The 10,901-nt window shown below is 66.1% G+C and carries 12 protein-coding genes; 4 read left to right on the plus strand and 8 right to left on the minus strand.

From position 1 onward, the window contains the following. Nucleotides 1-142: 142 nt before the first annotated feature. From AC1VXC_RS20285 to AC1VXC_RS20310, 6 genes are read right to left on the minus strand one after another with little or no spacing between them, the layout of a single operon-like run. A complete protein-coding gene (locus tag AC1VXC_RS20285) occupies nt 143-463 on the minus strand; it encodes a Na+/H+ antiporter subunit G (RefSeq protein ID WP_405051648.1) in 321 nt (106 codons plus the stop codon). Further along, nucleotides 460-702: a K+/H+ antiporter subunit F gene (locus AC1VXC_RS20290; protein ID WP_313171338.1), complete on the minus strand. Its 243-nt coding sequence runs from the start codon at nt 700-702 to the stop codon at nt 460-462. The genes AC1VXC_RS20285 and AC1VXC_RS20290 overlap by 4 nt, the downstream gene beginning before the upstream one ends. Nucleotides 703-740: 38 nt before the next feature. Continuing rightward, a complete protein-coding gene (locus AC1VXC_RS20295; protein ID WP_313170903.1) occupies nt 741-1,247 on the minus strand; it encodes a Na+/H+ antiporter subunit E in 507 nt (168 codons plus the stop codon). Beyond that, a complete protein-coding gene (locus AC1VXC_RS20300) occupies nt 1,244-2,788 on the minus strand; it encodes a monovalent cation/H+ antiporter subunit D (protein WP_481539376.1) in 1,545 nt (514 codons plus the stop codon). The genes AC1VXC_RS20295 and AC1VXC_RS20300 overlap by 4 nt, the downstream gene beginning before the upstream one ends. Then, nucleotides 2,785-3,165 carry a Na+/H+ antiporter subunit C gene (locus AC1VXC_RS20305; protein WP_313170900.1) on the minus strand — a complete coding sequence of 127 codons (381 nt, stop codon included), beginning with the start codon at nt 3,163-3,165 and terminating at the stop codon, nt 2,785-2,787. The genes AC1VXC_RS20300 and AC1VXC_RS20305 overlap by 4 nt, the downstream gene beginning before the upstream one ends. Beyond that, on the minus strand, nt 3,165-5,993 hold the full coding sequence (locus AC1VXC_RS20310; RefSeq protein WP_481539377.1) for a monovalent cation/H+ antiporter subunit A: 2,829 nt from the start codon (nt 5,991-5,993) through the stop codon (nt 3,165-3,167). Before AC1VXC_RS20310 ends, AC1VXC_RS20305 begins: the two co-directional genes overlap by 1 nt. A gap of 510 nt (nt 5,994-6,503) precedes the next feature. Here AC1VXC_RS20310 and AC1VXC_RS20315 point away from each other — a divergent pair. Further along, nucleotides 6,504-7,412: an NAD-dependent epimerase/dehydratase family protein gene (locus AC1VXC_RS20315; RefSeq protein WP_313170896.1), complete on the plus strand. Its 909-nt coding sequence runs from the start codon at nt 6,504-6,506 to the stop codon at nt 7,410-7,412. A gap of 73 nt (nt 7,413-7,485) precedes the next feature. Here the strand turns inward: AC1VXC_RS20315 and AC1VXC_RS20320 are convergent, their stop codons facing one another. Both AC1VXC_RS20320 and AC1VXC_RS20325 read right to left on the minus strand, forming a co-directional pair. Beyond that, entirely contained in the window at nt 7,486-7,959 is a 474-nt protein-coding gene (locus tag AC1VXC_RS20320; RefSeq protein WP_312915034.1) for an Mpo1 family 2-hydroxy fatty acid dioxygenase, read from the minus strand. Nucleotides 7,960-8,055: 96 nt separating this feature from the next. Beyond that, the gene (locus tag AC1VXC_RS20325; RefSeq protein WP_057626444.1) at nt 8,056-8,982 is read right to left on the minus strand and encodes a phosphoribosylaminoimidazolesuccinocarboxamide synthase; all 927 of its coding nucleotides are present in this window, start codon (nt 8,980-8,982) and stop codon (nt 8,056-8,058) included. 165 nt (nt 8,983-9,147) lie between these two features. Here AC1VXC_RS20325 and AC1VXC_RS20330 point away from each other — a divergent pair, with 165 nt between their 5' ends. Genes AC1VXC_RS20330 through AC1VXC_RS20340 form a run of 3 tightly spaced genes read left to right on the plus strand, consistent with a single transcriptional unit; the run spans nt 9,148 to nt 10,658 of the window. After that, nucleotides 9,148-9,477 (plus strand): J domain-containing protein, encoded by a 330-nt coding sequence (locus AC1VXC_RS20330; RefSeq protein ID WP_312370834.1) that lies wholly within the window; start codon nt 9,148-9,150, stop codon nt 9,475-9,477. 11 nt (nt 9,478-9,488) lie between these two features. After that, entirely contained in the window at nt 9,489-10,163 is a 675-nt protein-coding gene (gene rpe / locus AC1VXC_RS20335) for a ribulose-phosphate 3-epimerase (RefSeq protein ID WP_303748644.1), read from the plus strand. Nucleotides 10,164-10,166: 3 nt separating this feature from the next. Beyond that, nucleotides 10,167-10,658 (plus strand): GNAT family N-acetyltransferase, encoded by a 492-nt coding sequence (locus tag AC1VXC_RS20340; RefSeq protein WP_313170890.1) that lies wholly within the window; start codon nt 10,167-10,169, stop codon nt 10,656-10,658. Nucleotides 10,659-10,901 lie beyond the last annotated feature (243 nt).

Raw genomic sequence — 10,901 nt, forward strand, 5'->3', positions numbered from 1 at the left:
CGGTGGGGCCCGGCCCCCCCTGGCGGGGGCGGTGCCCCCTCGCCCCCCCCCCCGCCCCCTGCCCCCCCGCACTACAGGGCGTTGCCGGGCAGGCCTCATGCCGAGCATGGCTCGGCACTACCGGTGGAGCTTGTGCCCGGCACTATTCCTTCGGCGGCTCGGGCCGGCTTTCCATCATCAGCGACAGTGCGGCCTTGGCCATCAGGTGGGCGCTGATCGGGGCGGTGATGAACAGGAACACGGTGATCAGCAGCTCGCGTGGCTGCGGGTCCTGGCCGAGGAAGATGTGGTACGCCACCGAGCACACCAAGACGCAACCCACGCCCAGCGTGCTGGCCTTGGTCGGTGCGTGCAGGCGTTTGAAGAAATCGGAGAAGCGCACCAGGCCGAGTGCACCGACCAGGATGAAGAAGCAGCCGAAGGCCAGCAGCGCCGACAGCGCGATCTGCAGAAAGGTGATCATTCGACGATATCCCTGCGCAGCACGAACTTGCTCAGCACCACCGTGCTGCAGAAGCCGAGCATGGCGATGATCAGTGCGGCCTCGAAGTAGATGGCCGAGTCCAGGTACATGCCGAACAGCATCAGCTCGGCGATGGCGGTGACCGACAAGGTGTCCAGTGCCAGGATGCGATCCGGCACGGTCGGGCCGCGCAGCAGCCGCCACAGCGCCAGCAGCATGGCGATACCGACGATGTGCATGCACACCACCAGGGTGGTTTCGAATATCTGGTAACCGTTCACGGGAAGATCTCCATCAGCGGCGCTTCGTAGCGGCTCTTGATCTCGTTGATCAGGGCGGTGGGGTCCTCAAGGTGCAGCACGTGCACCAGCAGGTGGCGGCGGTCCTCGGACAGGGCTGCCGACACCGTGCCCGGGGTCAGGGTGATGAAGCTGGTCAGCGCGGCGATGCCATGGATGTTGGCGATGTCCAGCGGCACCCAGATGAAACCGGGCTTGAGCTTGTGCTCCGGGCCCAGCACCTGCGCGGCCACGCGCAGGTTGGACACCAGGATGTCCCACAGCACCACCGCCAGCAGCTTGGGGATGGGCCGCAGTGAGCCGAGGCGGGCGAACTCGCGGTCCAGGCGCGCGGCGAACAGCGGGATCACGATGCCCAGCAGCGTGCCCAGCACCAACTGGCCAAGGTCGAAGCTGTCGGACATCACCAGCCAGAAGGCGACGACGGTGATCGACAGGGCCGGCGAGGGGAAGATCCGGCGCAGCAGGGGGCGACGCTCGCTCATGGCTGCCTCACCTGCGGCGTGGTGCCGCGCACGTCCTGCAGATACTGATCCGGCGCCAGCAGTTGTGCGGCGATGGCGTCGGTCTGGCGCATCAGCGGCCCGGCGAACACCGTCATCAGCACCACATAGCCGAGCAGCAGGCAGGTGGCGGCGGTTTCGAAGGGGCGTGCCGGGGCTTCGTCCGGCTCCGGTGGAGGGGCACTGTCATCGTCACCGGGCACGTGCCAGAACAGGCGGATGCCGGTACGTGCCAGGCCCATGATCACCAGCAGGCTGCTGCCCAGCACCGCGCTCCAGACCACCGCGGTATGCGCATCGGGTACGGCCGAGAGCAGCGCGGCCTTGGCCAGGAAGCCGGCCAGCGGCGGCAGGCCGGCAACGGCCACCGCGCCGAACAGGAACAACAGGCCCGGTACGGTCTTGCCCGGCAGTACGGTGAGTTCATGCTCGCGGCGGCGGTCGGCCTGCTGGCGACGGCGGCGCATCAGGTCGGCGATCAGGAACAGCGCGGCGGCGGCGAAGGTGCTGTGCGGCAGGTAATACAGGCCGGCCGAGATCGTACCGGCATTGCCCAGCGCGAAGGCGATGAACAGCGTCGCCGCCGACACCACCACCAGGTAGGCCACCAGCACACTCATGCGGGTGGCCGCCAGCGCGCCCAGCGCGCCAACCACCAGGGTCGCGATGCCGGCCCACAACAGCCAATCGCTGCCGTAGCCGCTCATCGCCCCTGCATCGGCATCGAACCACAGCGAGCTCACCCGCAGCACCGAATACAGGCCGACCTTGGTCATGATCACGAACAGTGCGGCAACTGCGGCCGGCGCACGCGCATAGGACTCAGGCAGCCACAGGTACATCGGCAGCAGCGCGGCCTTGGAGCAGAACACCAGCAACAGCAGGCCCAGCGCGGCCTTGGCCAGCTTCAGGTGCGAGGGCGGCAGCTCGGCGATGCGCTGGCCGATCTCGGCCATGTTGAGCGAGCCCAGGGTGGCGTAGAGCATGCCCAGCGCGATCAGGAACAGGGTCGAGGCGGTGACGTTGAACACCACGTAGTGCAGGCCGATGCGCATGCGCAGGCCACGCCCGCCGGACAGCAGCAGGCCGTAGGAGGCGATCAGCATCACCTCGAAGAAGACGAAGAGGTTGAAGATGTCGCCGGTCAGGAAGGCACCGTTGAGGCCAACCAGCTGGAACTGGAACAGCGCATGGAAGTGCGGTGCGCGCCGGTCCCAGCCGGTGCAGGCGTACAGCAGGCAGGCGATGGCCAGAAGCAGGGTGGTGCCCAGCATCCAGCCGGCCAGGCCGTCGGCGACCAGCGCGATGCCCAACCGTGCCGGCCAGTCGCCGAGCAGGTAGACCGAGATCTGGCCCTGGCTGGTCTGTACGATCAACAGCGCCACCGCCACCGCCAGCGCGGCCATGCTGGCCCAGGCCACCGTGCGCTGCACCTTGGGGCCATAGCGGCGGTGCTCGATGAACAGCGACAGCGCGGCGCCCAACAGCGGGATCAGGATCGGCAGGATCACCAGGTGGTTCATGCGCCGCCCTCCGCCTTGGCGGCATCGGCTGCCGGCAGCTCGGGTTCATGCGCGTCCACATGGTCGCTGTGGTTGTCGCTGCGGCTGCGCATCGCCAGCACGATGCTCACCGCGGTCATCGCGAAGGCAATCACGATCGCAGTCAGTACCAGCGCCTGCGGCAACGGGTCGGTGTAATGCACCAGGCTGGTGGCCACGCCGTCCTTGAGCACCGGCGCCTTGCCGGTGACTGGCCGCCCCGCGCTGAAGATCAGCAGGTTGGTGGCGTAGGACAGGAAGGTCATGCCCAGGATCACATCGAAGCTGCGCGCACGCAGCAGCAGGTAGATGCCAATGCCGGCCAGTACGCCGATGGCGCTTGCCAGTGCCAGTTCCATCAGTGCATCTCCCCGGTGCGTGCCGAACGGCGGTGGATATCGATTTCGCCGTTGCGGGCATTGCGGGTGCGCGAGGGCTTGATGGTGCCCATCATCGACAGGATCAGCATCACCCCGCCAAACACCACCAGGTAGACGCCAGTATCAAAGCCAATGGCGCTGGCCAATGGCACCTCGCCGATCAGCGGCAGGTGCAGGTCCAGGTGACCACTGGTCAGGAACGGCACGCCGAACAGCATCGACGCCGCGCCGCTGAGCAGGGCGATCAACAGGCCCAGGCCGATGCAGCGGATGTAGTCGAAGCCGAAGCGCGACTCCACCGACACCGTGCCCTGGATCACGTACTGGATCAGCAGCGGCACCGCCAGCACCAGGCCGGCGACGAAGCCACCGCCCGGCGCGTTGTGGCCGCGCAGGAACAGGAAGATCGATACCGTCAATGTCAGCGGGAACATGATCTGGGCCAGGTCGGCCGGCACCGGCAGCTTGATCGGCGGCCCCGGCATGATCTGCTCCGGTGCCATCCGCGTACGCCGCAGCATGGCGTGCACCACCAGCGCGGCGATGCCGAACACGGTGATTTCGCCAAAGGTATCGAAGCCGCGGAAGTCGACCAGGATCACGTTGACCACGTTGTGGCCATAGGCCTCGGGCAGCGAACGCAGCAGCATCTCCCCGGCCATGGTGTTGGGCGGCAAGGTCATCAGCGAGTAGGCCAGCGCGGCGATACCGCCGCCGGCGATGATGGCGATCAGCGCATCACGACGCTTGCGCCAGCGTGCGTGCTCCGGCGGCGACTGTGCGGGCAGGTAGTTCATGCCCAGCAGCATCAGCGCCAGCGTCACCATCTCCACCATCAGCTGGGTCAGGGCCAGGTCGGGGGCCGACAGGAACACGAAGGTCAGCGCCACCATCAGGCCGGTGCCGCCCATCACGATCACCGCCAGCAAGCGTTGCTGGTACAGGAACAGTCCGGCAAACGCGCAGGCCAGCATCACCAGCCACAGTGTCCAGCCCAGCAAGGGCATGGACTGCGGGGCCGGCCATACCGGCATCACCGGATTGGCGATGTAAGGCGCGGCGGCAACGATCACCGCTACCAGTACCAGTGCGAACAGCATGCGCTGCAGGCTGCCATTGGCCAGTGCGGCGGTGACGGCGTGGGCGAAGCCGAACAAGGCGTCCAAACCGCGATGGAACAGGTGTTTGCCGGTGGGGCGGTTGCGCGCGGCATACAGGTCGGTGAATCGACGCAGGCCGAAATACAGGGCAATACCGCCCACCACGCCAATCGCGCTCATCACCAGTGGCAGGTTGAAGCCATGCCAGACCGACAGGCTGTACTGCGGCATCGAGGCGCCGAGGATGGATGCGGCGGCGGTGTGCAGCACCGGCGCGATGGTCAGCGCCGGGGCGATGCCGACGGCCAGGCAGATCACCACCAGCACTTCCACCGGCACCTTCATCCAGCGCGGCGGCTCATGCGGCACCACGTCGATGTCGACCGGGCCCTTGCCGAAGAAGGTGTCATGGACGAAGCGCAGGCTATAGGCCACGCCGAGGATGCCGGCCAGCAGCGCGGCGACGCTGATCGCCGAACGCATCCAGTCCGGGCCCTGGGTGGCCAGGGCCTCGGCAAACAGCATTTCCTTGGACAGGAAGCCGTTGAGCAGCGGGATGCCGGCCATCGCCAGCGAGGCGACGATGGCCAGTGCGCTGGTGATCGGCATCAAGCGGCGCAGGCCGCCGAGGCGGCGCATGTCGCGGGTGCCGGTCTCGTGGTCGATGATGCCGGCGGCCATGAACAGCGAGGCCTTGAAGGTGGCGTGGTTGAGGATGTGGAATACGCCGGCCACCACCGCCATCGGCGTGGACAGGCCGAACAGCAGGGTGATCAGGCCCAGGTGCGAGATCGTCGAATAGGCCAGCAGGCCTTTGAGATCATGCTGGAAGATCGCATTCCAGGCGCCGATCAACAGGGTGAGCGCACCAATGCCACTGACCACATAGAAGAACAGCTCGCTGCCGGCCAGCGCCGGGTGCAGGCGCGCCAGCAGGAACACGCCGGCCTTCACCATCGTTGCCGAGTGCAGGTAGGCCGACACCGGGGTCGGCGCGGCCATCGCCTGCGGTAGCCAGAAGTGGAACGGGAACTGCGCGCTCTTGGTGAAGATGCCGGCCAGCACCAGCAGCAGTGCCCACGGGTACAAGGCGCTGCTGCGGATCAGCTCGCCCGAGGCCAGCACCACGTCCAGGTCGAAGCTGCCGACGATGCGGCCGATCAGCAGCACGCCGGCCAGCAGCGCCAGGCCGCCACCGCCGGTGACGATCAAGGCCATCCGCGCGCCCTCGCGGGCGTCCTTGCGGTGCGACCAGAAGCCGATCAGCAGGAACGAGCTGATGCTGGTCAGTTCCCAGAACACCATCAGCAACAGCAGGTTGCCGGCCAGCACCATGCCCAGCATCGCGCCCATGAACAGCAGCAGGTAGCTGTAGAAGCGGCGCGCGCTGTCCTGTGCCGACAGGTAATAGTGCGCATACAGCACCACCAGCGCGCCGATGCCGAGCACCAGCCCGGTGAACATCCACGCCAGGCCATCCAGGCGCAGGCTGAAGTCCAGGCCGATCTGCGGCAGCCACTGCCAGCTGTTGCGGACGATCTCGCCATCGAGCACGGCGGGGGTGACGCTGCCGAGCAGGGCCAGGCCCAGTACTGGTGCCGCGCCCGCCAGGCATGCGGCTGCGCCACGTGACAGGCGGCCAATCAGGGCGATGGCCGCTGCCAGCAGAAAGGGCAGCGCAAGCAGCAGCAACAGGACTGGCGTCATGTAGGGCGCGGTTCAGAAAGGGGTTTTGCAGTCTAACAGGCGATTTTTTCGATCCGCGACTTTTTCTGAATGATCCGTTCGGGTTAGATAGCCGGAGCCAGTGCTGCCAGTGGCTCCGGCCCGAAAACGTGAAAGCGGTGCGTCGCGTCGGGTTGTCTGGGCGCCATCCGATGCGGTGCAGCCGCCTGGCCGTTTGTAGGAGCGGCGTGAGCCGCGAAGCCGGTGGATCATCAGGTTGCGCAAATGCCAAGGGCTTCAGCAACATCGGTAGCCCGGATGCGCTGCGCCAACCGGGCTACCTTGGTGGTGCGTAGTCCGGCATTTTGTAGGAGCGGCGTGAGCCGCGAAGCTGGCACATCATCAGATGGCACAAGATGCCAAGGGCTTCAGCAACACCCGCTTCGCGGCTCACGCCGCTCCCACAGCCGCCGCTCCCGCAATTCCCACAGCGCGGCGCTCAATCCCGTTGATGGCTGCGGAATCGGGGGTGCTTCGCCTATCCTTCATCGCATGGAGAACGATATTCGCAGTGTCGCGGACCAACGCCGCGCGCTGGTATTTGGCGGCAGTGGTCAGATCGGCAAGCGTCTGTTGGCGAACCTGGTTGCGGCGGGCTGGCAGGTAACAGCGGTGACCCGGCAGGCGCGTGAGCCCATGCCCGGGGTGGCGTGGCAGCTCGGCGATCTGTCCAGCACGAATCTGGCAGATCAACCCGTGGACGCGGTTTTCAGCTGCGGCCCGCTGGATCACTTCGCGCGTTGGTATGCCGCCTCGGCCATTGCTGCACCGCGTGTGGTGGCATTTGGCTCGACCAGCGTGGACGTGAAACAGGACTCGTCCGAGCCGGCCGAGCGCGATGTCGCGCGGCGTCTGCGCGAAGCCGAACGCCTGCTGTTTGACAGCGCCGCAGCGCGGAACGTGGCGGCGACGGTGCTGCGGCCAACCCTGGTCTACGGTGCCGCCAGCGACAAGACCCTCACCAAGATCGCGGCGCTGGCCACGCGTACCGGTTTCTTTGCATTGCCCGCCAATGCCAATGGCCTGCGCCAGCCGGTGCATGTGCAGGATCTGGCTGACGCGGCAATGCAGGTACTGCCGCATCCATCCACTTCAGGCCAGGCCTATGCCTTGGGCGGTGGCGAAGTGCTGGGCTATGCCGAGATGGTGCGGCGGACGCTGGCCTGTCTGCCCTCGCGGCCGCGTTTGCTGCGCCTGCCCACACCGCTGTTCAAGCTGGCCTTGCGGCTTGCGCATGCCGGCGGGCGCCTGCAGGGCATGAATGCCGCCGCGCTGGCGCGGATGACCGAGCCGCTGGCATTCGATATCGAACCGGCACGCCGCGATTTCGGCTATGCGCCGTGCGCCTTCGTGGCCGAGGCGGCGATGTTCATTGCGACGCCGGAATCAGCACAGGCATAGCCTGATCGCAGGGATGCGTGTTCCCGGGTGCCGGGTCAGGAATGAGACAGAGCGGCGGATGTATCCGCCGCACTCAGTAACGCCAGCCGAACTGCCGGAACAGCTTGGCCAGCACCCAGATCGGGCCGATCAGCAGGTAGGTCAGGTCGGTGAGGAAACTCGGCCGGCGGCCTTCGATCTTGTGGCCGATGAACTGCGCTATCCATGCCACCACGAACACACCGATGGCGATGTACAGCAGCATCCGGATGCCGAGCCGGTCTTCCAGCAGCCGGCAGATGCAGCCGAACACGAAGAAGATGATCAGCATGCCGATGCCCAGCGGGCGCGACAGCCGGTTGTAATAGGCCCAGGTGCCAAACATGGCGAACGCCGCCCAGATGCCATGCTGGAACCACGGCACGAGCGGCGGGATGCACCACAGCAGGGCGATGACTGACCACAGGATCGCGGGCACCGCGATGACGTGGATGGCCTGGTTGGTGTGGTTGACGTGATCGCCGGAGTAGCTGGCGAAATAACGATCCACCGGTCGCGCAATACTCATTCCACGTTCCCTCCCGGGTTGACTGGCAGAGCATAGCGCGGCTTCCCTACGGATGCGCACGGTGGCCGTGCGCATCCGTGACCGGTACTGCAGGAATCAGTCGACGCTGATGCCGGCCAGCTTGTCCAGCGCTTCGGCGTACTTGGCGCGGGTGCGTTCGATCACCTCGGCCGGCAGGGCGGGGCCCGGCGCGGTCTTGTCCCAGTCCAGCGTTTCCAGATAGTCGCGCACGAACTGCTTGTCGTAGCTGGGCGGGCTGATGCCCACCTGGTATTCGTCGGCCGGCCAGTAACGCGAGGAGTCCGGGGTCAGCATCTCGTCCATGATGTACAGACGGCCATCGGCATCGGTACCGAACTCGAACTTGGTGTCGGCCAGCAGGATGCCGCGCTCGGCCGCGTATTCGGCGGCGAACTTGTAGATGCGCAGGGTCGCGTCACGCACCTTCTCGGCCATGTCGGCGCCAACCGCCTTGACCATCGCGTCGAAGTCGATGTTCTCGTCGTGGTCGCCCACTGCCGCCTTGGTCGACGGGGTGAAGATGGCCTCGGGCAGCTTTTCGGCCTGCTGCAGGCCGTCGGGCAGGGCGATGCCGCTGATCTTGCCGGTGCGCTGGTAGTCCTTCCAGCCGCTGCCGATCACGTAGCCGCGGGCAATGGCTTCCACCGGTACCGGCTTGAGCTTCTTGGTCACCACCGCACGCTTGGCGTACAGCGCCGGGTCCACGCCTTCGGGCAGCACGCTGGCCACGTCGATGCCGGTCAGGTGGTTGGGCATCAGGTGCGCGGTCTTGGCGAACCAGAAGTTGGACACCTGGCACAGCATCTCGCCCTTGCCCGGGATCGGGTCGGGCAGCACCACGTCGAATGCCGACAGGCGGTCGGTGGCAACCATCAACAGGTATTCGCCCGGGGGTGTTCCGGCTGGCAGACGTTCGCGCGGGATATCAAACACATCACGCACCTTGCCGCGATGGCGCAAGGGCAGGCCGGGAAGATCGGATTGCAACAGCGTGGTCGGCACGGGCACTCCTGGGACTTGGCAATGAATGCCGCCGGCGTGGAGGACCCGGGTCTGGAGGACCCGCAGGGCCCGCGGCTGGTCGGCGGGCGGCCTAGTGTACGGCGGGATTGGGCCGCTGTGGCATAAAATGCACGTCTTGATTGTCCTCAGGCCATTCGCCCACCCATGCGCTGGTACGGAAAACTGTTCGGTTTCATTGCCGGGGCCCTGCTTTTCAGGCCCAACCCCTTGTTTGGCGGGATAATTGGCCTGTTGCTGGGGCATGCCTTCGATAGCGACTGGTTCAAGCTGGGCAAGGACCTGCCGTACCGTGAACTGGGGGTCCCCCGCGACGCCACCGACGCCGAGATCGACCTGGCCTACCGCCGCCTGATGTCCCAGTACCACCCCGACAAAGTGGCCGGCGCCGCCCCCGAGCTGCGCGCCCAGGCCGAGAAGAAGGCCCGGCAGATCAACGCCGCCTACGACCGCATCAAAACCCTGCGCAAGCGCTGAAAGGCTCCGTCATGTCCAACTGCATCATCGCCCCGTCCATTCTCTCGGCCAATTTCGCCAAGCTCGGCGAGGAGGTCGACAACGTGTTGGCCGCCGGTGCCGACTGGGTCCATTTCGACGTGATGGACAACCATTACGTGCCCAACCTGACCATCGGCCCGATGGTCTGCCAGGCGCTGCGCAAGCATGGCGTCACCGCGCCCATCGATGTGCACCTGATGGTCGAGCCGGTGGACCGCATCGTGCCGGACTTCGCCGAGGCCGGTGCCAGCATCATCAGCTTCCACCCGGAAGCCAGCCGCCACGTCCACCGCACCATCCAGTTGATCAAGTCGCATGGCTGCAAGGCCGGGCTGGTGCTGAACCCGGCAACCCCGGTCGAAGTGCTGGACTGGGTGTTGGAAGACCTGGACCTGGTGCTGCTGATGTCGGTCAACCCGGGCTTCGGTGGTCAGGCCTTCATCCCGTCGACGCTGGACAAGCTACGCGCGGTGCGGGCGATGATCGACAAGCTCGGCAAGCCGGTGCTATTGGAAGTGGACGGTGGCGTGAAGGCGGACAATATCGGTGAGATCGCCGCTGCCGGTGCCGATGCCTTCGTAGCGGGTTCGGCCATTTTCAACGCGCCCAACTACGCCGAGATGATCAGCAAGATGCGCGGCAATGTTGCTGCGGCGCGAGGCTGAGTGATGAGCGCGGCTGAAGTGCAGATCCGTCCGGCCATCGCCGATGACGCAGGCCTGATCCTGCACTTCATCCGCGAGCTGGCCATTTACGAGAAGGCTGAATCCTCGGTACAGACCGACGAGGCTGGCATTCGCGCCAGCCTGTTTGCTGCCGATGCCAAGGCACAGGCCCTGATCTGCGAACGCGGTGGTCAGGCCATCGGTTACGCGGTGTTCTTCTACAACTACTCGACCTGGTTGGGTCGCAACGGCATCTATCTGGAAGACCTGTACGTAAGCCCCGATGCGCGCGGCAGCGGGGCCGGCAAGGCCCTGCTGCAGCACATCGCCAGGCTGGCGGTGGAACAGGGCTGCGGCCGCTTCGAATGGTCGGTGCTGGACTGGAACACGCCGGCCATCGACTTCTACAAGGCTGCCGGTGCAGTAGCGCAGGACGAGTGGACGGTCTACCGCCTGCAGGGCGAAGCGTTGCAGAAATTCGCCAAAGGCGGCTGAACCGTAGTGCCGAGCCATGCTCGGCAGGGGCTTTCCCAATAGCACATAGGCGCCGGAATCTTCTGTAGGAGCGGCGTAAGCCGCGAAACACGTGCCAAATCAGGCAGCCAAAAGCTCACCCCTCCCCAACCCTCCCCTTTGCTGCGCAAAAGGGAGGGAGCGGTAGTGGCGCGCCCCCGGCCGCCCCAGCGACAACCGGGTGGCACCCCCCCCCCCACAACCCCCGCCACCACCTCACGCCAA

The sequence above is a fragment of the Stenotrophomonas sp. STEN033 genome, assembly GCF_056856655.1.

What these genes read in the sequence shown, in the direction of transcription:
- rpe (WP_303748644.1), top strand. Translation starts at nt 9,489, where the DNA reads ATGTCCAACTGCATCATCGCCCCGTCCATTCTCTCGGCCAATTTCGCC.
- AC1VXC_RS20320 (WP_312915034.1), bottom strand. Translation starts at nt 7,959, where the DNA reads ATGAGTATTGCGCGACCGGTGGATCGTTATTTCGCCAGCTACTCCGGC.
- AC1VXC_RS20340 (WP_313170890.1), top strand. Translation starts at nt 10,167, where the DNA reads ATGAGCGCGGCTGAAGTGCAGATCCGTCCGGCCATCGCCGATGACGCA.
- AC1VXC_RS20310 (WP_481539377.1), bottom strand. Translation starts at nt 5,993, where the DNA reads ATGACGCCAGTCCTGTTGCTGCTGCTTGCGCTGCCCTTTCTGCTGGCA.
- AC1VXC_RS20315 (WP_313170896.1), top strand. Translation starts at nt 6,504, where the DNA reads ATGGAGAACGATATTCGCAGTGTCGCGGACCAACGCCGCGCGCTGGTA.
- AC1VXC_RS20300 (WP_481539376.1), bottom strand. Translation starts at nt 2,788, where the DNA reads ATGAACCACCTGGTGATCCTGCCGATCCTGATCCCGCTGTTGGGCGCC.
- AC1VXC_RS20295 (WP_313170903.1), bottom strand. Translation starts at nt 1,247, where the DNA reads ATGAGCGAGCGTCGCCCCCTGCTGCGCCGGATCTTCCCCTCGCCGGCC.
- AC1VXC_RS20330 (WP_312370834.1), top strand. Translation starts at nt 9,148, where the DNA reads ATGCGCTGGTACGGAAAACTGTTCGGTTTCATTGCCGGGGCCCTGCTT.
- AC1VXC_RS20285 (WP_405051648.1), bottom strand. Translation starts at nt 463, where the DNA reads ATGATCACCTTTCTGCAGATCGCGCTGTCGGCGCTGCTGGCCTTCGGC.
- AC1VXC_RS20290 (WP_313171338.1), bottom strand. Translation starts at nt 702, where the DNA reads ATGCACATCGTCGGTATCGCCATGCTGCTGGCGCTGTGGCGGCTGCTG.
- AC1VXC_RS20305 (WP_313170900.1), bottom strand. Translation starts at nt 3,165, where the DNA reads ATGGAACTGGCACTGGCAAGCGCCATCGGCGTACTGGCCGGCATTGGC.